This is a genomic window from Haematomicrobium sanguinis DSM 21259 (genome assembly GCF_000688395.1).
Classification (GTDB): Bacteria; Actinomycetota; Actinomycetes; order Actinomycetales; family Micrococcaceae; genus Haematomicrobium; species Haematomicrobium sanguinis.
The window spans coordinates 114,727-136,117 of record NZ_JIAG01000010.1 but is presented as its reverse complement, the minus strand read 5'-3'; the positions used below and the strand labels follow the sequence as shown (position 1 = coordinate 136,117).

At 62.0% G+C, this 21,391-nt stretch carries 24 protein-coding genes; 17 read left to right on the top strand and 7 right to left on the bottom strand.

Annotated features, from left to right (window positions below):
- Positions 1-505: 505 nt before the first annotated feature.
- From ffh to O148_RS16100, 3 genes are all read left to right on the top strand, one after another.
- A complete protein-coding gene (gene ffh / locus O148_RS0110320; RefSeq protein ID WP_026530841.1) occupies positions 506-2,074 on the top strand; it encodes a signal recognition particle protein in 1,569 nt (522 codons plus the stop codon).
- Positions 2,071-2,766 (top strand): alpha/beta fold hydrolase, encoded by a 696-nt coding sequence (locus O148_RS0110315; RefSeq protein ID WP_035745767.1) that lies wholly within the window; start codon positions 2,071-2,073, stop codon positions 2,764-2,766. Before ffh ends, O148_RS0110315 begins: the two co-directional genes overlap by 4 nt.
- A 111-nt stretch (positions 2,767-2,877) precedes the next feature.
- Positions 2,878-3,321, top strand: a complete 444-nt coding sequence (locus tag O148_RS16100; protein ID WP_035745765.1) for a hypothetical protein — start codon at positions 2,878-2,880, stop codon at positions 3,319-3,321.
- Here O148_RS16100 and O148_RS0110305 read toward each other — a convergent pair.
- Genes O148_RS0110305 through O148_RS0110295 form a run of 3 tightly spaced genes read right to left on the bottom strand, consistent with a single transcriptional unit; the run spans position 3,318 to position 6,441 of the window.
- The gene (locus O148_RS0110305; RefSeq protein ID WP_026530839.1) at positions 3,318-4,214 is read right to left on the bottom strand and encodes a carbohydrate ABC transporter permease; all 897 of its coding nucleotides are present in this window, start codon (positions 4,212-4,214) and stop codon (positions 3,318-3,320) included. The genes O148_RS16100 and O148_RS0110305 overlap by 4 nt on opposite strands.
- On the bottom strand, positions 4,211-5,101 hold the full coding sequence (locus tag O148_RS0110300) for a carbohydrate ABC transporter permease (RefSeq protein WP_026530838.1): 891 nt from the start codon (positions 5,099-5,101) through the stop codon (positions 4,211-4,213). Before O148_RS0110300 ends, O148_RS0110305 begins: the two co-directional genes overlap by 4 nt.
- Entirely contained in the window at positions 5,098-6,441 is a 1,344-nt protein-coding gene (locus tag O148_RS0110295; protein ID WP_026530837.1) for an extracellular solute-binding protein, read from the bottom strand. The genes O148_RS0110300 and O148_RS0110295 overlap by 4 nt, the downstream gene beginning before the upstream one ends.
- 226 nt (positions 6,442-6,667) lie before the next feature.
- Here O148_RS0110295 and rpsP point away from each other — a divergent pair, with 226 nt between their 5' ends.
- The 12 genes from rpsP to dprA all read left to right on the top strand — a co-directional run bounded on the left by rpsP (position 6,668) and on the right by dprA (position 15,264).
- Positions 6,668-7,159, top strand: coding sequence for a 30S ribosomal protein S16 (gene rpsP, locus O148_RS0110290; RefSeq protein ID WP_026530836.1), 492 nt, complete (start codon positions 6,668-6,670; stop codon positions 7,157-7,159).
- Position 7,160: 1 nt separating this feature from the next.
- A complete protein-coding gene (locus O148_RS0110285; RefSeq protein WP_026530835.1) occupies positions 7,161-7,403 on the top strand; it encodes an RNA-binding protein in 243 nt (80 codons plus the stop codon).
- Between the two features lie 81 nt (positions 7,404-7,484).
- Entirely contained in the window at positions 7,485-8,018 is a 534-nt protein-coding gene (rimM, locus tag O148_RS0110280; protein ID WP_026530834.1) for a ribosome maturation factor RimM, read from the top strand.
- A gap of 1 nt (position 8,019) precedes the next feature.
- Positions 8,020-8,706: a tRNA (guanosine(37)-N1)-methyltransferase TrmD gene (trmD, locus tag O148_RS16095; RefSeq protein WP_035745763.1), complete on the top strand. Its 687-nt coding sequence runs from the start codon at positions 8,020-8,022 to the stop codon at positions 8,704-8,706.
- A gap of 276 nt (positions 8,707-8,982) precedes the next feature.
- A complete protein-coding gene (gene rplS, locus O148_RS0110270; protein ID WP_026530833.1) occupies positions 8,983-9,345 on the top strand; it encodes a 50S ribosomal protein L19 in 363 nt (120 codons plus the stop codon).
- Positions 9,346-9,360: 15 nt separating this feature from the next.
- A complete protein-coding gene (gene lepB, locus O148_RS0110265) occupies positions 9,361-10,077 on the top strand; it encodes a signal peptidase I (RefSeq protein ID WP_084157252.1) in 717 nt (238 codons plus the stop codon).
- A gap of 51 nt (positions 10,078-10,128) precedes the next feature.
- Positions 10,129-10,947 (top strand): signal peptidase I, encoded by an 819-nt coding sequence (gene lepB, locus O148_RS16090; protein WP_084157251.1) that lies wholly within the window; start codon positions 10,129-10,131, stop codon positions 10,945-10,947.
- Positions 10,944-11,630: a ribonuclease HII gene (locus tag O148_RS0110255; protein WP_026530831.1), complete on the top strand. Its 687-nt coding sequence runs from the start codon at positions 10,944-10,946 to the stop codon at positions 11,628-11,630. Before lepB (O148_RS16090) ends, O148_RS0110255 begins: the two co-directional genes overlap by 4 nt.
- 12 nt (positions 11,631-11,642) lie before the next feature.
- On the top strand, positions 11,643-11,969 hold the full coding sequence (locus O148_RS0110250; protein ID WP_026530830.1) for a DUF2469 domain-containing protein: 327 nt from the start codon (positions 11,643-11,645) through the stop codon (positions 11,967-11,969).
- 147 nt (positions 11,970-12,116) lie between these two features.
- Positions 12,117-12,476 carry a YraN family protein gene (locus O148_RS0110245; RefSeq protein WP_026530829.1) on the top strand — a complete coding sequence of 120 codons (360 nt, stop codon included), beginning with the start codon at positions 12,117-12,119 and terminating at the stop codon, positions 12,474-12,476.
- Entirely contained in the window at positions 12,473-14,047 is a 1,575-nt protein-coding gene (locus O148_RS0110240; RefSeq protein WP_026530828.1) for a YifB family Mg chelatase-like AAA ATPase, read from the top strand. The genes O148_RS0110245 and O148_RS0110240 overlap by 4 nt, the downstream gene beginning before the upstream one ends.
- Positions 14,044-15,264: a DNA-processing protein DprA gene (gene dprA, locus O148_RS0110235; protein WP_026530827.1), complete on the top strand. Its 1,221-nt coding sequence runs from the start codon at positions 14,044-14,046 to the stop codon at positions 15,262-15,264. The genes O148_RS0110240 and dprA overlap by 4 nt, the downstream gene beginning before the upstream one ends.
- A gap of 13 nt (positions 15,265-15,277) precedes the next feature.
- Here dprA and O148_RS16085 read toward each other — a convergent pair whose 3' ends face one another.
- Entirely contained in the window at positions 15,278-16,696 is a 1,419-nt protein-coding gene (locus O148_RS16085) for a DUF2254 family protein (protein WP_051620094.1), read from the bottom strand.
- 122 nt (positions 16,697-16,818) lie between these two features.
- Between O148_RS16085 and O148_RS0110225 the strand changes: the two genes are divergently transcribed.
- Both O148_RS0110225 and O148_RS0110220 read left to right on the top strand, forming a co-directional pair.
- On the top strand, positions 16,819-17,796 hold the full coding sequence (locus O148_RS0110225) for a tyrosine recombinase XerC (protein ID WP_240470848.1): 978 nt from the start codon (positions 16,819-16,821) through the stop codon (positions 17,794-17,796).
- A gap of 149 nt (positions 17,797-17,945) precedes the next feature.
- Entirely contained in the window at positions 17,946-18,449 is a 504-nt protein-coding gene (locus tag O148_RS0110220) for a DUF3145 domain-containing protein (protein WP_026530825.1), read from the top strand.
- A 136-nt stretch (positions 18,450-18,585) separates the two neighbouring features.
- On the opposite strand, the gene fabF is transcribed toward O148_RS0110220, so the two are convergent.
- The 3 genes from fabF to O148_RS0110205 all read right to left on the bottom strand — a co-directional run bounded on the left by fabF (position 18,586) and on the right by O148_RS0110205 (position 21,384).
- On the bottom strand, positions 18,586-19,821 hold the full coding sequence (gene fabF / locus O148_RS0110215) for a beta-ketoacyl-ACP synthase II (protein WP_026530824.1): 1,236 nt from the start codon (positions 19,819-19,821) through the stop codon (positions 18,586-18,588).
- A 157-nt stretch (positions 19,822-19,978) separates the two neighbouring features.
- Positions 19,979-20,224: an acyl carrier protein gene (locus O148_RS0110210; protein ID WP_026530823.1), complete on the bottom strand. Its 246-nt coding sequence runs from the start codon at positions 20,222-20,224 to the stop codon at positions 19,979-19,981.
- A 104-nt stretch (positions 20,225-20,328) separates the two neighbouring features.
- Complete coding sequence (locus tag O148_RS0110205; protein WP_026530822.1) at positions 20,329-21,384, bottom strand: beta-ketoacyl-ACP synthase III; 1,056 nt, start codon at positions 21,382-21,384, stop codon at positions 20,329-20,331.
- Positions 21,385-21,391: the final 7 nt, after the last annotated feature.

The window sequence follows — 21,391 nt, the reverse complement described above, 5'->3', positions numbered from 1 at the left end:
GTGCGGACCCCGAGCTCTGTCTGTGCCATAGGAAACGTCATAACACCACGCTATAACCCGGCACCGACATTGAGCACCCGAAAAACCCCAAATGTGGATAACTTCGGAAAAATTCTTAAAACTTTTTCCCTGTGGAGGAGCATCCACCCCTGCGAGCGTCACCCACAACATGAAGAGCGGACCACGTTGCGTGAACCTGCCCCGGAATCCTGCGTTCAGGCCCTGAATGTACGGGCCGCGAAACTCAATGTCAGACCCAGCTGCTAATCTCGTGAACCAACACAGCAACAATCCAAAAACCGTGCAAAGCAAACACGGCAATTCAATAACGCATAAAGACCGCAGAAAAGAGATAAAGAGTGCAACAAAATACCAGTTCGTCCACCACAAACCGCAGCGAACGTCACCGCAGGCCACGCCAAACAGCACCTCTTGGTATTCTTGATAGCTGATTCGCAACTGACTGCAGGCCCAGCCTCCACCCCAACGGAAAGAAGCACAACGAGTGTTCAACTCACTTTCGGACCGCCTAGCCAACACCTTTAAAAACCTGCGCGGAAAAGGAAAGCTTTCCGAGGCAGACATTGACGGTACGGTACGTGAGATCCGCCGTGCCCTGTTGGACGCCGACGTTGCGGTTCCAGTCGTCCGCGAATTCACAGCCAAGATCAAGGAGCGCGCCCTCGGCGCCGAGGTCTCCGGCGCGCTAAACCCCAGTCAGCAAGTCGTCAAGATCGTCAACGAGGAGCTCCAAGAAATCCTCGGCGGACAAACCCGCAGACTGACCTTCGCCAAGAACCCGCCCACCGTCATCATGCTTGCGGGTCTCCAGGGTGCCGGTAAAACCACCCTCGCCGGAAAGCTCGGCAAGTGGCTCAAAGACCAGGGGCACTCGCCCCTCCTCGTCGCCGCCGACTTGCAGCGCCCCAACGCCGTCACCCAGCTCCAAGTCGTCGGCCAGCGAGCCGGCGTCCAGGTCTTCGCGCCGCACCCCGGCGTCCAATCCGAGTTTGAGGAAGCCACCGGCAACCCGGTACAGGTCGCCCAAAACGGCGTCCAAGAAGCCAAGAACAAGCTGCACGACATTGTCATCGTGGACACCGCTGGCCGCCTCGGCATCGATCAGGTCCTCATGCAGCAGGCCGCCGACATCCGCCAAGCGGTCAACCCGGACGAAGTCCTCTTCGTCATCGACGCCATGATCGGCCAGGACGCCGTCACAACCGCCCAAGCGTTCAACGAGGGCGTGAACTTCACCGGAGTCGTCCTCTCCAAACTCGATGGCGATGCCCGCGGCGGCGCCGCACTCTCGGTCGCCTCGGTTACCGGCAAGCCGATCATGTTCGCCTCCACCGGTGAAAACCTCAGCGACTTCGAACAGTTCCACCCCGACCGCATGGCCGGGCGCATCCTCGACATGGGAGACGTCCTCTCTCTCATCGAGCAGGCCGAAAAGACCTGGGACAAAGAAGAAGCCGACCGGATGGCAAAGAAGTTTGCCGACCAGGAAGACTTCACCCTCGACGACTTCCTTGCCCAAATGCAGCAGATCCGCAAAATGGGCTCGATGAAGAAGATGCTCATGATGATGCCCGGCGCCGCCGGCATGCGCGAGCAACTCGAAAACTTCGACGAACGCGAAATCGACCGGGTCGAGGCGATCGTGCGCTCCATGACCCCGCACGAGCGCGTCGCACCTAAAATCCTGAACGGCTCCCGCCGCGCGCGCATTGCCCGCGGTTCCGGCGTCCACGTCTCCGAAGTCAACCAAATGCTCCAACGCTTCACCGAGGCGCAAAAAATGATGAAGCGTATGGCCCAAGGCGGCGGCGTCCCCGGAATGCCGAGCATCGGCGGCCAGGCCCGCAAGGCCAAGCAAAACGCTAAGAAGGGCAAGAAAAAGGTGCGCAGCGGCAACCCCGCCAAGGCCGCCCAGGAACTTGCCCAGGCTCAAGAGCGCAAGGCCGCGGCCAAGGCCAACGCTGGCGCCGCATTCGGGGCCAACCAGGAGCAGGACTTCGACCCCTCAGCCTTCAACCTGCCCAAGGGATTCGACAAGTTCCTCGGCAAGTGAGGCGAATCGTCTTCTCGCACGGCGCCGGCCAATTCGGCGCCGCCGCCTGGCCGCGCCAGCACGCCCTCGCGGGCACCTACGACTGCCTCTTCCTCAAACGCACCGGCTTCGACGAGGAAAAACCACCGCAAGAAACCGATTTCCTCGCCGACAAAAACATCGTCCTGGACTACCTCAGCGACACGGAACCAACGGTCCTCGTCGGCCACTCCTACGGCGCGATCGCGGTCACCATGGCGGCCCTCGAAGCCCCCGAAAAAATCGCTGGACTCGCGCTCATGGAACCGGCCACGCTCTCGCTCACCGCGGACCTCCCGGCGACCAGCATGCACCGCAAGCTGATGCAACCGCTGATGGATCGCCGTCGTTCCTTATCCAACGAAGAATACGCGCAAGAATTTGCGCGGCTCGCCTTTGGTGCCAGCACACCCAAAAGAAGTACGACGGCGAGTTCCCGGCTTGCCGAGGCGCGGTTGCGTTTGCAGGTCCCTCCCTGGGAGGCTCCGCTGCACGTCGTCCCCGGGGTGAAAACCCTCGTCCTCACCGGCGGCTGGGAGCCCATGTATGAGGAGGTCGCCCAGTTTTTCGCCGAAACCGGGGCCGAGCATCGAGTCGTGGAGGGCGCCGGGCACCGTCCGCAGGACACCGACGAGGGTGCCCGCCTCTTGGCGGACTGGATCGCCAACCTGTAAACCCGCTCGAACAATTCCGGGACGGCAGGTTGACCGCGCCGGGCACAGCGCAGAAGATGAAAGTGAGCGCTCTCAGCTCGAGAAAAATTCCATCTCAACGACGGAGGAATCATGTCACCGCGAGTCGATGTCTTTGTGTCCACCCATCACGATGCGCTTGATCGGGCCCGCCAGTTGGACGAGGGGGAGAGCTCGCCTTCCGGGACGGTCTCCATCGCGGGCGTCACCGATTATGAGATCGAGCAGTTGGGCCAGCTCGCCTCGCGCACGGTGGGCGCCGGGGGAGAGGCGGAGCTCTACAGCGTGGACGCGTCGCTCGATTCGCTCTACGTGGCACCCGAAGAGATGGTGCGCGCGCTCGGCGAACTGGTGGAATTTAAGTACGACGACGGGTCCCTGGCAATCTCGGATGTCGCCTCGCAGTGGGCTACTACAGAGGACATTCCTTTCGACGAGTCCACCGCACAGGACTACGTCGAGGCGATCACCGATTTGGCGACCGAGGCCGGTGGCCAAGAGGATCTTGAACTTTATGTGTGGGTGGAGCAGGCTTAGCCCTTGACCGCGCCTTCGGTGAGGCCGCCGCGCCAGAATCGCTGCAACACGACCATCAACACCGCCAACGGAATCACCGAGAGCAACACCCCGGTCACGGTGAGCTCATAGAACTCCGGCAAGCGATCGACCTGGGCGTTCCAGGTGGCTAGCCCCAGAGTGATCGGGTAGAGGTCTTGGTTCGCGAGCATCACCAACGGTAGGAAATAGTTGTTCCAGATGCCTACCAGCTGGAAGAGGAACACCGTGACGAGCGCCGGGGTCATGGAGCGTAGCGCCAGGGAATGGAAGATCCGCAGTTCCGAGGCGCCGTCTAGACGGGCCGACTCAATGATCGAGTCCGGCACGGCCGCTTGCGCATAGATCCGGCACAGGAACACCCCGAACGGCGAGACCATGCTCGGCAATAGCACTGACCAATAGGTATTAGTCAGCCCCATCGACGAGAACAAGAAGAACAGAGGGAGTGCCGTCGCCGTGCCGGGTACCAGCACACCGCCAAGAATAATGCCGAAAATGAGGTTGCGACCCTTGAACTCGTACTTTCCGAGGGCGAAACCAGCGGCGGCCGCGAAGTAGGTCGCAAAGGCGGCACCGATCACCGAATAAATCAGGCTATTGCCAAACCAGCGCAGAAACATGTTGTCGCCATAGTTCAGCGCCTGAATCACGTTGTCCCACAGCTGCACGGTTGGTGCGAGCAAGAATCCCGGGGTGCCCAAGAGGTCCTCGGTGGATTTTGTGGCCGCGATGACCACCCAGTAGACGGGGATGAGGAAGTAGACCAGCGCCAAACCCAGCACCGCGGTCACAATAATCGCGGAGGTGCGGCGGCGGGCTCGCCCCGAGGTAGGAGCGTAGCTAGGATTTTCGATGTCGACGCGGTGGCTCATGGTTCCTTCCGATTCGTCACGCGCAAGAAGATAAAGGACAGCACAAAGGCGACCAGCGCGATCAGGACCGCTTGCGCCGCGGCCTCACCATAGTTTTGATAATTGAACGCCGAGTTGTAGGCGCTCAAGTTGGGCGTGTAGGCGTTGTCAATGGCGGTGGAGGCAGTGGAAAGAACCTGCGGCTCAGCGAACAATTGCAGTGTCCCGATGATGGAGAAGACGATCGTCAAAACCAGTGCCGGGCGAATCAGCGGAAGTTGGACGGAGAATGCGGTACGCCACGCTCCGGCGCCGTCGATCTTCGCGGCCTCATACACATCCGGTGGAATGGCCTTGAGCTGAGCGACGATGATGAGCATATTGTACCCGGTGAACGTCCACGTCGTAATGTTGGCAATCGACCACAGCACCGTTTGTGGGCCCAAAAAGTCCAGCTGAAGGCCGAACATCGCGCCGATATCGACGATTGGGCTCAACCCCGGAACATAGAGAAACGCCCACAAGATCGTCGCGAGAACCCCGGGAATGCCGTAGGGCAGGAAATATGCGGCCCGGAACAGGCTCGGCCAGCGCGCCGACGCCGATTCCAAAAGGAGCGCCAGCACGGTCGCGGCCGCGATCATGACGGGCACCTGCACAATGCCGAACAGCAGTACGCGCCCAATGGAGGCGATAAATGCTTGGTTCCCAAGTGCCGCGGCATAATTCTCAAAACCCGCAAAACCGACCGTGGTGCCCAGCTCGCCGAAGACACCTGAGCGTTGAATCCGGGTGAAGCTTTGGATGAGTGCCGAACAGATCGGCAGCAGGAACGTGAGGGTAAAGAGCGCGAGGAAGGGCGCCAGAAAAATCCAGGGCGCCCGCTTGATGGCGGAATTCTTGCTCATGCTTCCCGCACCGCCAACCCCTTGGCTTTCATGGCGGCTATTGTCTTTTTTTCTGCGTCCCTAATCCCGTCCACGAGCGAGAGTCCCTCGGTGACTTTTTTACGGAAGTTGTTGGTGAGATAGCCCATGGACTCCAAGAGAACCGGCGGCCAAATCCAGTCCGAGTTTTGCTCTTTGGCCGCCGGAGCTACGACGTCCCGATTGTAATTCTGGCCGGAAAAGAACTCGGAGGGGCGCTCGCGCGGCGTTCCGATAATCTCTGCCGAGGGCGACCAGCCGATCCCGCTGTATTTGATCATGGCATCGATCCCTTCCTGAGTGCTTGTCATCCAGGTGGCAAAGTCCAGCGCCTCTTTGGGGTGCTGGCTCGTGGAGGTGATCATCGCCGTCGAACCTCCAATGGCCGTGGAGCCGTAGGTGTCCGGTCCCCACACGGGCAAGGGCGCAACGCGCCATTTGCCCGCGCCGCCCGAGACGCTCTCGACCAGCGCATCGCCCCACGAGCCGGTGCTGACGGCCGCGTATTTTCCGGACACGGCACCCGCGTACCAGCCGGGCGTGAATGAGCCAGTTGAGGTGTCGACAATCCCATCGGTGATGGCGCGATCGAAGAAACGTGCCGTGTTCAGGGTGGGTTCGTCGCTCATGGACACCACCCACTGGTCATCCTCCAAGCGGAACCATTGCGCCCCGGCCTGCACCGCGTAGGCGATGAGCTGGGAGGAGTCGGAGACGGCGAAAACTTCCAAATAATTGGACTTGTCATCGGTGTGAATGGCCGTGGCGAGCTCATACCAGTCGTCCCAGGTTTTTGGCGGCCCGCCGTAAGGATCCAGGATCTCCGGTTGATAAAAGAACACCGCGGGTCCTGAGTCCTGCGGGACCGCCCAGATACCGCCGTTAAAACTGACCTGGCTCCACTGGAACGGGTCATAGAGGTCCTTGGACTTGTCAAAACCGTACGGCGCAAGGTTCGTGAGCGCGCCTTGCAGAAGGTAGCTGGGGACCATGCGCAACTCGGCTTGGGCGATGTCCGGTCCGCCGCCCGCGGCTATCGCCGAGAAGATCTTTTGGTATCCGCCGCTGCCTCCGCCGGGAATCCATACGGCTTCGACCTGGATGTTCGGGTTTTTGGCGTTCCAAATGTCGCAGACCTTTTGCAAGTCCTTCAGCCAGGCCCAATATTGGAGTTTGACCGGACCGTCGGCGGGCGGAATGACCGGCGCATCGGGATCCGCGCCGGCCACCGGGGCGCAAGCGCTCAGTGCCGAGGCCGCCAGCGGGGCGCCAATGAGCGATGCCAGTAGGGTGCGTCTTGAGGGAGTCGGCGTTGACGTCATACCTGTGAGTCTAAGCACATAGATCGACGCTTGTGAACTCTGTGAGAGGACACGATTCAGCTAAGATGCACTCGGCGCGCTCATCTGGCACAATAGACGGGTACCCAATGGCAACGGACCCTCTCATCCGTCATGCGCATTGTGTCCCTGTGAACCTCGCACAACCCAACCCCACGGTGCTTGGCGTGCGTTCCACACCCTAAAAACAACAGGAGAAGTCACAACAGTGGCCGTAAAGATTCGTTTGAAGCGTTTCGGCAAGATTCGCGCACCGTACTACCGCATCGTCGTCATGGACTCCCGCGCCAAGCGCGACGGCCGTGCCATCGAAGAGATCGGCAAGTACCACCCCACCGAGAACCCATCCTTCATCGAGGTCAAGTCGGACCGGGCACAGTACTGGCTCGGCGTCGGCGCACAGCCGACCGAGCAGGTGCTCAACATCCTCAAGATCACCGGCGATTGGCAGAAGTTCAAGGGCCTTCCCGGTGCCGAGGGTACCTTGAAGACCAAGGAAGCCAAGGAAGAGTTCGTGGCTCCGGAGAAGGATTCCGTGATCCTGCCTGAGGCCATCACCAAGAAGGGCAAGGCTGAGGAAGAGGCCGAGGAAATCGTCGCCGAGGCCGAAGAGCCCGCCGCAGACGCCGCCGGTGCAGAGGCTCATGACGAAGCCATTGCCGCGGGCGAAGCCGAAACCGAAGCCGAGAAGGCTGAGTAACTTGCTGGTCGAGGCACTCGAGCACTTGGTGCGCGGCATCGTGGACAACCCCGATGACGTGCGTATTGACGCGCGCAACAACCGCCGCGGTGAAACCCTCGAAGTGCGGGTGCACCAGGAGGATCTGGGCCGCGTCATTGGCCGCCAGGGCCGCACCGCGAAGGCGTTGCGGACCGTGGTCAACGCCCTTGCCGAGGACCGCACGGTCCGCGTCGACGTGATCGACACCGACCGCCGACGCTAAAAACCATCAAAGCTATGGCCCCTCACTGAACAAGTGGGGGGCCATATGCTTGTCATGTACCGCATGATTGTGAGGAAGAGCATGGAAGTTCAAGCCGCCCGCATTGGCAAGCCGCACGGCATTCGCGGCGAAGTGACCGTGCAACTCTTCACCGATAGCCCCGCAGAACGGTTCATTCCCGGCGCCACGTTCGCGACCGACCCGGCGGCCAACGGCCCGCTCACCATTCGCGCGGCCCGCTGGAACAAAAACATCCTGCTCCTCGCCTTTGAGGAGGTCACCGACCGCAACCGCGCCGAAGAGCTACGCGGCACCAAGCTCATGCACACCGCCGTCACTGAGCCGGAAGACTCCGACGAATGGTACGAGCACGAACTCCTCGACTTCGCTGTGCGCGAGCGCGACACCGAGATCGGCAAGGTCACCGCGTTGCTGAGCGGAGACGCCCAGGACCTCCTTGAAGTCACCACGCCCGAGGGTGAAAGAGTCCTAGTGCCGTTCGTCGAAGAAATCGTCCCAGAAATCGACCCGGAAAACCGCACCATCGCAATCACCCCGCCGCCCGGGCTACTCACGCTCAACCGGCCCGACGATGACGGCGAGGCGGGCGCTTAAGGTGCGCATCGACGTCGTAAGCATTTTTCCCGAGTACCTTTCCGCGCTGGACCTGTCCCTCATCGGCAAGGCGCGCGCGCAGGGCATCCTGGACGTGCGCGTGCATGATTTGCGCGCCTTCACCACCGACCGGCACCGCACCGTCGATGACACCCCGTACGGGGGCGGCGCGGGCATGGTGATGCTCGCCGAGCCGTGGGCGCAAGCCTTGGAATCGGTGAGGGACGACGGCGATGCTCGCCCCACCTTGCTTGTTCCCTCTCCGGCCGGTCGCCAGTTCACGCAGGCACTTGCCGGGGAACTGGCTGGGCGCGATCACCTCGTTTTCGCCTGTGGGCGCTACGAGGGCATCGACGAGCGGGTCTTGGAGTGGGCCGCCGAGTCCTTTGACGTGATTCCGGTGAGCCTCGGCGATTACGTGCTCAATGGGGGAGAGGTCGCGTCGCTGGCGATGATCGAGGCGATTGGCCGGTTGGTGCCCGGTGTGATCGGGAATCCGGAGTCGCTGGTGGAGGAGTCGCATTCGGACGGGTTGTTAGAGTACCCGGCGTACACGAAACCGTCGGTGTGGCGGGGACGGGCTGTGCCCGAGGTGCTGTTGTCCGGCAATCACGCGGCAATTGCGGCATGGCGTCGCGATCAGCAGCTGGAGCGGACCAGGGAGCGCCGCCCCGACCTCCTCCCCTGAGCAAATTTCATGGCTAAACTCACGTTTCATGGTTATAGGTGGCCATGAAACGTGAGTTTAGCCATGAAATTCGCGTGGGGTGGGCGGTTGTGGCAGAATTGTTCTTTGTGTTTACTGGGCATTGGCCTGCCGCAAGGGGTCGGTGTCAACAGCACAAACACACGGATTTCCGCCGTCTGCGGAAGCCGTCACACAATTTCGTTGCCGTGGCCCCAGCTGCCCCGCGCAACCGCAATCAACATGGGCGACTTGCGGCTCTCATGAGGAGAATGAGCAATGAACATTCTTGACAACGTAGACGCAGCAAGCCTGCGCACCGACGTCCCTGACTTCAAGCCCGGCGACACCGTCAAGGTGCACGTGAACATCATCGAAGGCAAAAACAGCCGTATTCAGGTGTTCCAAGGATTCGTCGTGGGCCGTCAAGGTTCCGGTGTGCGCGAGACCTTCACCGTCCGCAAGGTCAGCTTCGGCGTTGGCGTGGAGCGTACCTTCCCGGTACACACCCCCGTCATCGACAAGATCGAGGTTGTGACCCGCGGTGATGTTCGTCGGGCCAAGCTGTACTACATGCGTGAACTGCGCGGCAAGGCTGCACGTATTCGCGAGAAGCGCGACTACACAGCCAAAACCAAGTAATTCACCCTTTCGGCGATGCCAACCGACTCTTTAGAGCCAGACGGCATCGCGCCGCCAAAACGTCAGTCCGCCCGTGGCCGCAAGCCACGGAAGGGCTGGCGTTTTTTGGTACTGATTCTCGCCATTCTGGTCCTGTGCGTTGCCACGTTGCGTGCGACCGTCATGGATTTCTACTACGTCCCCTCCGGATCGATGGAAAACACTCTTCAAGTGGGGGACCGGATTGCGGTCAATCGCCTGGAGCGCGGCCTCGACCAACTGCAACGCGGCGACGTGGTTGTTTTCGACGGCCGCGGCTCCTTCGCGCCCTTGGACTCTGGGCGCGGCTGGCTGGGCGACGGGTTCACCGGACTAGGTCAATGGCTCGGTCTGGTCGGCAGCGACACCGTCTTCGTCAAACGCATCGTCGGTCTGCCCGGCGACACCGTGGCCTGCTGCGGCTCGAACGGCAAACTGAGCGTCAACGGCCAAGAAATCACCGAGCCGTACCTTTTCCCGGGCGATGCGCCCAGCGACCAGCAATTCGAGGTGACGGTTCCGGCGAACCGGCTCTGGCTGATGGGCGACCACCGCTCCGAGTCCGCAGATTCGCGGTCGCTACTGGGCGCCCCGGGCGGCGGTATGGTCCCACTCGACAAGGTGCTCGGTCGCGTGACCTTCACGATCTGGCCGCCTGAGCGCTTCGGCGAACTGACGCGTGTAAAGTTGGAGGGCGGGCCTACGCCGGGTTAACCCGACACGCAGGCGAGAACACGACACAGCGGGAATGGATGAATGCCACGGATGAGCACTGAGCAAGACAAGTCCGAGACTCCTGACGACCCGCCGAGCACAACCCGCTCCAACCCCGAGGAATTGCCGCTCCGCGATCGCGGCGGCCGCGATTCGTCGGCAAACCGCAAGGACAAAAAACCTCGAGGCTGGGTTGGCTGGCTCAAGGAAATCGCGATCATCGTCGGGGTGGCCCTCGTGCTCTCGATCCTGATCAAGACCTTCCTCTTCCGGGCCTTTTTCGTCCCCTCATCCTCCATGGAAAACACCCTGGACATCGGCGACCGTATTTTCGTCAACCAATTGGTACCGCAACCCTTCGACCTCGCCCGCGGGGACATCATCGTCTTTGAAGACAAGCAAGGCTGGCTGCCCCCGGAGCAAAACACCGAAAAGGGCTTCGACGCCGTTCTCAATAACGTCGCCGTGTTCCTCGGCCTCGCCCCCGATAATTCTCAGCAATATTTGGTCAAGCGCGTTATCGGTTTGCCCGGCGATAGGGTTGTCTGCTGCTCGGCCAACGGCAAGTTGACGGTCAACGGCCAAGAAATCACCGAACCCTACCTGAAACCGGGCGTCACCCCCTCCGACGTGCCCTTCGACGTCACCGTCCCCGAGGGTAGCCTGTGGGTCATGGGCGACAATCGCTCCGGATCCGCGGACTCCCGCGCCCACACGACCGGCCAGGGGCAAGGCTTCATCCGCGAAGACGACGTGGTGGGCGCCGTGGGTCTGATTGCCTTCCCGTTCAACCGTTTCGGGTTCGTGTCTAACCCCTCCGACACGTTCCGCGATGTCCCCGCGCCGGCACGGCCCGCGCCCGCACCATGAAATCCGGGTCCCCGACCCTAGAGGTCGAGCGCAGCTACCTCAGCGAGGGCTATCGGTTCGTCGCGGGAATGGATGAAGTGGGGCGGGGCGCCTTGGCCGGCCCGGTCACCGTGGGTTGTGTGATGATCGACGCCGCTGCCTCACCTCATTTGCCGCAGGTGAAGGATAGTAAGCTCCTCACCTCGAGCGTGCGTGAGTCGCTCGTGGAGAAGATCCAGGCGTGGTGCTCCGCGTTTGCGGTGGGGCACGCGAGTGCCAAGGAGGTTGATGCGCTGGGGGTGACCGGGGCTTTACGCCTGGCCGGCCAGCGTGCGTGGTGGCACGCGGCCGAAAAGGTGCGTGCCGACGTCGTCATTCTCGATGGAAGCCACGATTGGCTTTCCACCCCGCGCGAAGCGACTCTGATGGACGAGTACCTGCTCGGCGAGGAAGCGCCCGCGGGGCTCGACGTCCCGGTGCATGCGCGCGTCAAAGCGGATATGAGCTGTTTGAGCGTTGCGGCGGCGAGTGTGCTGGCGAAGGTGGCCAGGGACGCGCTCATGGTGGATTTGGACCGGGCAGAGCCCTGGTTTGGCTGGCGTGGCAACAAGGGCTACGGGACCGTTGGGCACCGTGCGGCCATTGCCGAGCGCGGTCCCAGCGAACACCACCGCAAGACGTGGAATCTGTTGCCGAGCGTATAAAGGGGGCAAGCAATGAGTGCAGATGATTTAGAAAACTATGAAACCAATATGGAGCTGCAGCTCTACCGCGAATATCGCGATGTGGTGGGACTGTTCCGTTACGTGGTGGAGACCGAGCGTCGGTTTTATTTGGCGAATTCGGTCGAGGTGGAGCCCAAGGTGGCCGATGGCGAGGTGTATTTCGATGTCACTTTGCAGGACGCCTGGGTGTGGGACGTATACCGGTCCGCGCGGTTCGTTAACACCGTCCGGGTGCTGACCTTCCGCGACGTCAACGTCGAGGAACTAGCCAAAAACGATGATCTGACGCTGCCGAAGCCCGGGGAGTTAGGGAACTAGCCGGTCAAGCGAGGTTGGGCCTGTGTAGGGATGCTCCTACACAGGCCCTCTTTTTTGCCGTGATGGCGAAAGTTGTCCACAATTTCCCGGTTGGGCGTTGTTGCGGGGCGCGGGCTGGTCCATTCTCAAGTACATGAAGGAGTGCACATGAAAGCGAAGGACCGCCTGGGAAAGACCGGTGAAGACGTGGCAGCCGAGCATTTAGAACGGCTCGGGTGGGTGATTCTGGACCGCAATTGGCGCTGTAGCGGCGGCGAACTGGACCTTGTGGGATATGACGGGTTGAACGTTATCGCGGTGGAGGTGAAGACGCGCAGCTCGGAGTATTTTGGGCATCCCTTGGAGGCGATATCCCCGGAAAAGGTGCGTCGACTGCACCGGCTACTTTTCCAGTGGCTCCGTGAGCACGAGTCGCCGATACGAATTTACCGGGTCGACGCCATTGGGATTGTGATGAACGATCTGGGCGAGGCACGCATCGAGCACGTGAAAGCGATTGGTGAATGAGTCTGGGACGCACGTATGCGGTGGGCTTGGTCGGCCTGGCTGGGCACATCGTGGAAGTGCAGGCGGACATTGGTCAGGAATTACCCTCATTCGTCTTATTGGGGCTGCCGGATGCGAGCCTGAATGAAGCAAAGGACCGGGTGCGCTCGGCCGCGCGGAACGTTGGTTTGCCGTTGGCTCGGCGTAAACTCACGGTCAATTTGACCCCGGCGTCGCTCCCCAAGCGCGGCACCTCGTTCGATTTGGCGATTATTGTGGCGTCCTGGCAGGCGGATCGAAAGGTGCGGATGAGCGGGGACGTGGTGTTCCTGGCTGAGTTGGGCCTGGACGGGCAGTTGCTGCCGATCGCTGGAGTTCTGCCGGCGGTGATGGCCGCCGTCGCGGCCGGATATTCCCGATTTGTGGTGGCGAGCGAGAACCACGCCGAAGCCTCGCTGGTGACGGGGGCCGAAGTGCGCGCGTTTGATGATGTGGCGGCGGTGGCGCTGTTTCTCGGTGCCAAGGAGTCAGACGTGCGGCCGGTCACCATTACCGACCGGGCCCAGCAAAGTACGGGTGCGGACGTGGGTGCGCCGGTGGAGGAGGGCGATATCGCGGATGTGCACGGCCAGCCGGAGGCGAAGCTCGCCCTCGAGGTGGCGGCCGCTGGTGGGCATCACCTGATGCTGGTCGGGCCGCCGGGCGCCGGCAAGACCATGCTCGCGAGCCGGCTGACGAGTCTCTTACCGGATTTGGATGACCAAGCAAGCCTGGAAGTCAGCGCCATTCATTCGCTGGTGGGCTCTGCCGGCAAAGGGGTGCGCGCCGGGTTTGCCGCGCGCGGGACGCTCTTGCGTCGCCCGCACTTTGAAGCCCCGCACCACAGTGCCACGGTGGCGTCCATAGTCGGTGGAGGCAGCGGCATTCCCCTGCCCGGGGCGATATCCAAGGCACATCGCGGGGTGCTGTTCCTTGACGAGGCTCCCGAGTTTGACCGCCGCGTCCTCGACTCGTTGCGGCAACCGTTGGAAAGCGGACAATTGTCGCTACACCGCTCTGCAGGAGTCGCAAAGTATCCGGCACGGTTCCAACTCGTGTTGGCGGCGAACCCGTGTCCCTGTGGCAACGGCGGCGGGAAGGCGGTGGACTGCACCTGCACGTGGCAACAGCGGCGACGCTACTTTGGCAAGATTTCCGGTCCCGTGCTGGACCGCGTGGACCTGCACGTCACGGTGGACAAGGTCAATCCCCGGCTCTTTCGCGAAGGCGAGCAGGGTGAGATGAGCGCGGTCGTCGCAGAGCGGGTTGCCGCCGCGCGCGATCGCCAGAAAGAACGACTCGCCGCCTTCGGCTATGACTCCAACGCCCACGTTCCCGGGCCGATCCTACGCGGCGCATTGCGTCTGCCGGGAGACGTGACGGCTCTCCTCGATGGCGCCCTAGAGCGCGGACGCCTTTCCGCCCGCGCTTATGACAAGGTGCTACGGATCGCATGGACGCTAGCAGATGTGGAAGGACGCGAGCGCCCGGGCGAACAACACATCGCGCAAGCGCTCACCTTCCGAAGCTCACACGGAGGAGGGGAAGAATGAGCGAGGCGGTTGCCCAGGCGGATCGGCTGATGGACAGTGTGCGAATGGCCCGGGCACTGTTGACCCGGGTGTGCGAGCCCGGAGACGTGGCCGCAACCATGCTGATCGAATCGCTCGGTCCGCTGCGTGCGGTGGAGGTCATGTTCGGGTCCGCGCCCACCGGCGTGGAGCTGGGGGAGTTCCACCACATTGCCGCAGTCGCCGGACAGCGTAAACCCCAGGATGCGCTAGCCCGAGGGTTAGAGCGCTGGCGGAATCGGGTGAACGCGGCAGATCCGGTGCGCGATCTCGCCTCTATCGCCAAACTTGGCGGCACCTTGCTCATTCCCGAAGATGAGGGCTGGCCACCGGCGCTCGCCGACTTGGGGCCGGAAGCACCGATCGCGTTATGGGTTCGCGGTGCTGGGGCGCTCGAGGGGACACTTCCTCTGGCCGATCGTTCTCTCGCCGTGGTGGGATCGCGGGGAGCAACCCCCTACGGCGGCTCGGCGACCAGAACTATTTGTGAGTATGCGGTTTCTCGCGGGGTGACCGTTATTTCCGGGGGCGCCTATGGGATTGATGCAATGGCGCATCGCAGCGCACTCACGGTGGGTTCGGATCAGGTGTGGCCCACTTACGCGATACTTGCGTGCGGTGTCGATCGGTATTATCCGGCGGGCAACCAGCAACTGCTCCAAGATGTTATGAACCGCACACTGCTCGTGTCCGAAACCGCACCCGGAGGAACACCGACCCGCTGGCGTTTTCTGCAACGTAACAGGCTCATTGCGGCGCTCGCCGGCGCGACCGTGGTTGTGGAAGCGACCTGGCGCTCCGGGGCGTTGAACACCGCTTCGCATGCGGCCGGTTTAGGACGGGAAATCGGCGCGGTACCCGGTCCGATTGATTCGCCGCAATCCGCGGGCGTCCATCGGCTCATGCGCGAGGGTGGGGCCATCCCCATTACCGACGGCGCTGAGGCTTTGGAGCTCTTGGGCTTTTCGGAGCTGGCGGCCTCCGGACGGGTTGCGGGCGAAAAGACGCTCGTGACCGATGGGATGAGGGTTGACGATCAGCTGGTCTATGAGGCGCTGCCCAAGACCAAGGGAAGTACCATTTCCAAACTCAGCGAAGTGTCCGGAGTGAGCGAGGCGGACGTGCGCGCCGCGCTGGGCCGGCTGAGTTTGGAGGGTCTGGCTCAGCAGATTCAGGGGTTGTGGCGGGTGGAGAGTTAGAACTGTCCGCCACTCAGCTGGCGTTGCTTGAATCGACACGCTTGGAGAGCGGGGACCCCGGCACAGCGTGCGGGTCCGCGTCGCGCCCAACCCCGTTGGCCGAGCCGAAACCTTGCGGATCCGAGACGAGCGAAAGCTCACGATCCAGCCGCATAGTCCACAGCGAATCGGTTTGCGCATCTAGCAGTTCCAAACGCGTTTGCAACGGCTCCTTTTGATTGTGAGCGCAGAGCTCCAAGAGGGACTCAAACATGTTGCGCAAGCGGCGCTGAATTTGAATGGAGGTAGTACCGTACTGTCGAATCTCATCGGTACTAATGGCGACGTAATCCTCCCAGGTGCGGGTCCAGCCGCGAACAATTGAGCGGTTCCCGCTGTCCTCCACCCATTTATTGTTCTCTTCAATGTTTCGCGATAAGTACGCCAACATCGCCTCGAGCTCGTCCAGGACCTGGACGGCGCGGCTCGGATCGTTGATAGAGGGGGAGAGCGCCTTGAGCGCAATGTCCACCATGGCGCGAATCGCCCCCACAGGGCCGGAGGTCGGCGCGTAGGTCTCACCGAAGGCCAGGCACCGCATCAGCCGTTTGCGTTGGCGCCGCGTGGTGTCACCGGTGACACGGAACACCGGAAGCCCGTAGGGCAACGCCGAGCCGACTACCGCGAGGAGTTCGATTTCGATATCCCATTTGGACTCGTAGGACAGCAAACGCACCGAATTCACGGCCAGAAGCGTGTTTCCGCGGCCACGGCGAAGATCCATCCGGATGATGCTTCCGCCAGAGGTCTTTTCGCGGTGCGGCATCTTGGGCTGGTTACGCCGGTATTGATGCAACTGGTCATCCATTGCCTTGTAGCCCTGATCGGCAATCATCAAGAGCAACTGGCCCGGATTCAAGATGCGGCAGATACGGGCCACGGTGGCAATCAGCAGCACACCGCAGGCGATGGCGAGGACAATCGCCAACACGTACGCCATCACGGGCTTGAATTCTTCTGGGCCCAGAGTCATTTCCACGCCCAACAACATCGAATACCCGAAGGTCGCGATAAAGACGCCCATCGACATGAGCATGACGGGGTCCTGTTGCAGGATGGGCACCACCCGAACCGAGAGCGAGGAAATACCGAGCTGCATTGCCGTGGTGAGAGCGGTAAAGACCAGGCCGGAAAGCGTCAGCGTCGCGGCAGAAACGCCGCCAAGCACACTGATGAGCGTACCCTTGTCCATGGCCACGAGATTGAAATTGAGTCCTGTATCGACCAGCGGCACACACGCGGCCAACGCCAAAGCGATGAGAAAGAACGCAAATGGGCGGCCCCACATCGTCTTAATGCGTAGCTTGTTCCGGATCCGATACCACGTCAGCCGATCCTTGAGGGACTCACTCTCATCCATCAGATCCTGGTTCATGTCCATGTATTCGCTCACACTTTCATCCCGTGCCAATTGGGAGCCTCCTGCACATATGCTACGTTGCCCGGCGCAAGTTATCTGAGGTGTGTGCGGAGAGTCGAGTGTCCACCGGCCAGAATTAGGGCCACACTGGAAGCGTGAGCACTGGTGAGACGCGCATGGCGGCGAGAAACCTCGAGCGGGCCAGGGACGACTTTGCCGCCTACCTCAGCTACGAGCGCGGCCGCTCCGAAAACACCGTACGCGCTTACCTCCAAGACATTGACGCGCTGATCGCTTTTCTGCAGAACAACGGCAGGCACACCACCGGGGACATCAAACTCGCCCATTTGCGTGCCTTCCTCGGCGAGCAAGCGGCAAAGGGCATGGCACGCACCTCGCTGGCACGTAAATCCGCCTCCATCCGCGCCTTTACCGCCTGGCTGCTTCGCGAGGGCCGCGCCGCCGAGGACCCGGGGATCAAACTCAAATCACCCAAGGTCGCAAAATCCCTACCCGGTGTGCTCCGCGCAAACCAGGCCCAGGAACTCCTCGACGCCCCGACACCAGACGCGGCAACCGACCCGGACGCTTTCGCCATTTACCTCAGAGACCAAGCCATCCTAGAACTCCTCTACGCGAGCGGTATGCGCATTGGCGAACTCGTCGCCCTCGATCTGGAGAGTGTCGATTGGGAACGCCGCACCCTGCGCGTGATCGGGAAGGGCAACAAGGAGCGAGTGGTGCCTTTCGGTGTGCCCGCCCAAGACGCCCTGCGTGCTTGGATCAGCGATGGCCGCCCGCAGATCCTTACTCGTTCGCAACCCCACAAAGACCACGCAGCGGCCCGCCTCGTCACCAGCGCCCTCTTCCTCGGTGCCAAGGGCGGGCGGCTTGGGCAACGCCAGGCTCGTGAAATGATCACCAAAAGACTGGCAGGTATTGACAACGCCACCGTGCACAGCCCGCACGGCCTGCGCCACACCGCGGCGACGCACCTGCTCGACGGCGGCGCTAACCTCAGAGCGGTCCAGGAACTCCTGGGGCACGCCAGCCTCTCGACCACGCAGATTTACACCCACGTTTCCATCGAAAGACTGCGCGCGAGCTACCAACAGGCACACCCGCGCGCCTAATTGCGCCGCTGTAACTACATCCTGAGTATTTGGTATTGGTAAAAGGCGGCACTCTAGTGCACAATGAGAACGTGGGCTCGCGCCTGGACGCACCTTCGCAGTAGTTACAGATCGTTGGGGAAGACGTATCAGTAACTATGGAGGTTGACATGTCTGTTGAATACACGCGCGGCGTGCTTTTGGTGCACTCAGCCCCCGCTTCGCTGTGTCCGCACATCGAATGGGCCCTGAGTGGCATCCTCGATGAACGCATCGAACTCGACTGGGACGAGCAACCTGCCGCGCCCGGAATGTTCCGCGCCGAATTGACCTGGAGCGCCCCCCAAGGCACCGGTTCGCTTCTCGCCTCCGCCATCCGAGGATGGGCACACCTGCGCTACGAAGTTACCGAAGAAGCCAGCCGCGGCGTTGACGCAAGCCGGTGGTCCCACACTCCCGAACTTGGCATCTTCCACGCCCACACCGATGCGATGGGCAATGTAGTTGTCGGCGAAGACCGCATTCGTTACGCCTACCAAAAATCCGGCGGCGACGGCGCGGCGATGTGCGCCGAACTCTCGTTGGCCCTGGGCGAGGCCTGGGATGACGAACTCGAACCCTTCCGCTACGCCGGTGATGGCGCGCCGGTGCGCTGGCTCCACCAGGTCAGCTAGCGGCCAAACATGCGCAGCGGGTTGAACGGGCCCGCAGGTGTACCCCCAAAGTGCCGCGCAGAAAAAGTACGACGGCGATCCAAGCCTTGGATCGCCGTCGTACTTTTTCTACGCGGTACGGGGATGTGAAACGAGGCTAGAGGGAACGGACCGCGATGACCGCGTTGTGCCCGCCAAAGCCAAAGGAGTTAGAAAGCGCCACAATGTCGCCTTGCGGCAGCTCGCGCTCGGTGGTGACCACGTTCAGTGGAATCTCCGGATCCTGGTTTTCCAGGTTGATCGTCACCGGCGCACGGCGCTCCTCAACGGCCTTGACCGTCAACACGGCTTCCACCGCACCGGAGGCGCCCAAGAGGTGACCCATTTGCGACTTCGTTGCCGAAACCGCAATGTCATCCAGGTGCTTGCCGAAGGTTGCGTGCAACGCCGTGTACTCGGGCTGGTCGCCCACCGGGGTGGAGGTCGCGTGCGCGTTGACGTGCACCACGTCTTCGGGCTGGACGCGGCCATCGTAGAGCGCCGCCTTCAGCGCACGGGTGGCACCAAGACCCTCGGGGTCCGGCGCGGTGATGTGGTACGCGTCGGCCGTGACGGAGGTACCGGCGAGTTCGGCGTAAATGTGGGCGCCGCGGGCCTTGGCATGTTCTTCGGACTCGAGTACCAACGCGCCGGCGCCTTCCCCCATGACGAATCCGTCGCGGTCCCGGTCGTAGGGCCGGGAGGCGTGCTCGGGATCGTCATTGCGGCGCGAGAGCGCCTGCATGGCCGAGAATGAGGCGATTGTCATCGGGTGAATCGCGGACTCGGCGCCACCGGCAACAACCACATCGGCCTTGCCGGTACGGATCAGGTCCATCGCAACATTGAGCGCTTCGGTGCCGGAGGCGCACGCAGACACGGGGGTGTGCGCTCCGGCGCGGGCACCGAGATCCAGCGACACCGCAGCGGCCACGCCGTTGGGCATGAGCATCGGCACCGTCATGGGCAGCACTCGGCGCGGGCCCTTGTCCCGCAACGTGTCCCAAGCTCCCAGGAGCGTCCAGACACCGCCAATGCCGGTCGCAAACGCGACGGCGAGACGGTCGTGGTCCACGTCCTCGATGTTCGCGTCCTTCCACGCCTCGCGCGCGGCGATGACACCGAACTGGGTCGAGGGGTCCATGCGCTTCATCTCGACGCGGGAGAGCACATTCTCGGCGGGATCGGAGACCTTGGCCGCAAAGGTGACCGGCAATTCATATTCTTGAACCCAGTCATCGGTGAGCGTGTGTGCACCGGAGACACCCTTGAGCGCGTTGGCCCACATGGTTGGGACATCACCGCCGATGGGCGAGGTAGCGCCCAACCCGGTAATAACTACTTTTCTAGACATAGCAACTCTTTCGGCGCTCTTCCTGGATTCTGTGGTGTTCAGAGACGATCTGGTCCGGATGTCCTGAATTAAAAAGCCGGACCAGAACGACCCTGCCAGTGGTTCGCGCGCTCATCCTCTAGACGAAACGCGAACACTGGCGTGATCGAGCCGAGGCTTAGGCCTGTGCGCCCTCGATGTAGTTGACAGCGTCGGCCACGGTCTTGAGGTTCTTGACTTCCTCGTCCGGGATCTTGACGTCGAACTTTTCTTCCGCGTTGACCACAATGGTCATCATGGAGATGGAGTCGATGTCCAAGTCATCGGTGAAGGACTTGTCCATTTCCACGGCCTCGGGGGCAAGGCCGGTCTCTTCATTCACGATCTCGGCGAGACCGGCGAGGATTTCTTCTTTGCTAGCCATTCTGGCTCCTTATTTCTTGTGTGTATCCGGTAGCCCCCGTGCGGCACGGGACCGGGTCTTTCTCACGCGTCCTGGTCAAAGCCAAGCACGTGTCGGTCAAAATCTTAGGGCAAAACAATCACTTGAGCGGCAAAGACAAGCCCGGCGCCGAAACCAATTTGCAAGGCGAGCCCGCCGGAGAGCTCCGGATTCTCCTGCAGAAGTCGGTGTGTGGCCAACGGGATTGAGGCCGCGGAGGTGTTACCGGAGTCGGCAATATCGCGGGCCACGACCACGTTTTCCGGTACTCCGAGTTGCTTGACCATCTCATCGATAATGCGCATATTGGCCTGATGCGGAATGAACGCGGCGAGATCCGCTGCCGATACCCCGGCGGCGTCCAGCGCGCGTTGAGCGACCTTCGCCATTTCCCACACCGCCCACCGAAAGACTGTTTGCCCGTCTTGGCGCATGGTCGGCCACAGCTGGGCTTCGGTCTCTAAGATCGATCCCACCGAGGCGCCGCCATCGGCCTGCGCGGCTAGCGAGAGCTCGCGAATGTCCAGCAGCGAATGGGTCATGCCGATCGCGTCATATTTGCTGCCGTCCGATCCCCACACGGTCGGCCCAATCCCGGGCGTGTCGGAGGGACCGATCACCACTGCGCCCGCACCGTCTCCCAGGAGGAAGGAGATGGTGCGCTCATGGTTGTCAATGAAGTCGCTGAGCTTTTCCGCGCCGACCACCAGCGCGTACTCGACCTGCCCGGAGTGCACCAGCGCGTCCGCCTGGGCAATGCCGTAGCAATATCCGGCGCACGCCGCCGAAATGTCGTAGGCCGCGGCCGGGGTGGCGCCCAGCCGGTCGGCCAGTTTCGCCGAGGCGCTTGGGGTCGCGAACGGGTGCGAGACTGTGGACACAATCACCGCGCCCAACTGATCCGCACTGATCCCGGCGTTCTCCAGCGCATTGCGGGCCGCGCCTTCGGCCATGTCGATGACGCTGGTGTCCGCGTCGGCGCGCTGCCGGGTCACAATGCCGGTGCGCTGGCGAATCCATTCGTCCGAGGAGTCGATCCACTGGATGATTTCCTCATTGCTCACGCGTTTTTCCGGACGGTACGCCCCGACACCCATGACCTTCGTGAATTCGTTGGTCTTTCGTTGCTGCAAGGTGGCCATTCGCACT

Excerpts from the sequence above, each read along its gene's own strand:
- O148_RS0110205 (WP_026530822.1), bottom strand. The coding sequence starts at position 21,384 with ATGGCCACCTTGCAGCAACGAAAGACCAACGAATTCACGAAGGTCATG.
- fabF (WP_026530824.1), bottom strand. The coding sequence starts at position 19,821 with ATGTCTAGAAAAGTAGTTATTACCGGGTTGGGCGCTACCTCGCCCATC.
- lepB (WP_084157251.1), top strand. The coding sequence starts at position 10,129 with ATGAGCACTGAGCAAGACAAGTCCGAGACTCCTGACGACCCGCCGAGC.
- O148_RS0110245 (WP_026530829.1), top strand. The coding sequence starts at position 12,117 with ATGAAAGCGAAGGACCGCCTGGGAAAGACCGGTGAAGACGTGGCAGCC.
- lepB (WP_084157252.1), top strand. The coding sequence starts at position 9,361 with ATGCCAACCGACTCTTTAGAGCCAGACGGCATCGCGCCGCCAAAACGT.
- O148_RS0110295 (WP_026530837.1), bottom strand. The coding sequence starts at position 6,441 with ATGACGTCAACGCCGACTCCCTCAAGACGCACCCTACTGGCATCGCTC.
- O148_RS0110240 (WP_026530828.1), top strand. The coding sequence starts at position 12,473 with ATGAGTCTGGGACGCACGTATGCGGTGGGCTTGGTCGGCCTGGCTGGG.
- O148_RS0110305 (WP_026530839.1), bottom strand. The coding sequence starts at position 4,214 with ATGAGCCACCGCGTCGACATCGAAAATCCTAGCTACGCTCCTACCTCG.
- dprA (WP_026530827.1), top strand. The coding sequence starts at position 14,044 with ATGAGCGAGGCGGTTGCCCAGGCGGATCGGCTGATGGACAGTGTGCGA.
- O148_RS0110255 (WP_026530831.1), top strand. The coding sequence starts at position 10,944 with ATGAAATCCGGGTCCCCGACCCTAGAGGTCGAGCGCAGCTACCTCAGC.
- rimM (WP_026530834.1), top strand. The coding sequence starts at position 7,485 with ATGGAAGTTCAAGCCGCCCGCATTGGCAAGCCGCACGGCATTCGCGGC.
- O148_RS16100 (WP_035745765.1), top strand. The coding sequence starts at position 2,878 with ATGTCACCGCGAGTCGATGTCTTTGTGTCCACCCATCACGATGCGCTT.
- O148_RS0110210 (WP_026530823.1), bottom strand. The coding sequence starts at position 20,224 with ATGGCTAGCAAAGAAGAAATCCTCGCCGGTCTCGCCGAGATCGTGAAT.
- O148_RS0110250 (WP_026530830.1), top strand. The coding sequence starts at position 11,643 with ATGAGTGCAGATGATTTAGAAAACTATGAAACCAATATGGAGCTGCAG.
- rplS (WP_026530833.1), top strand. The coding sequence starts at position 8,983 with ATGAACATTCTTGACAACGTAGACGCAGCAAGCCTGCGCACCGACGTC.
- O148_RS0110220 (WP_026530825.1), top strand. The coding sequence starts at position 17,946 with ATGTCTGTTGAATACACGCGCGGCGTGCTTTTGGTGCACTCAGCCCCC.
- O148_RS0110300 (WP_026530838.1), bottom strand. The coding sequence starts at position 5,101 with ATGAGCAAGAATTCCGCCATCAAGCGGGCGCCCTGGATTTTTCTGGCG.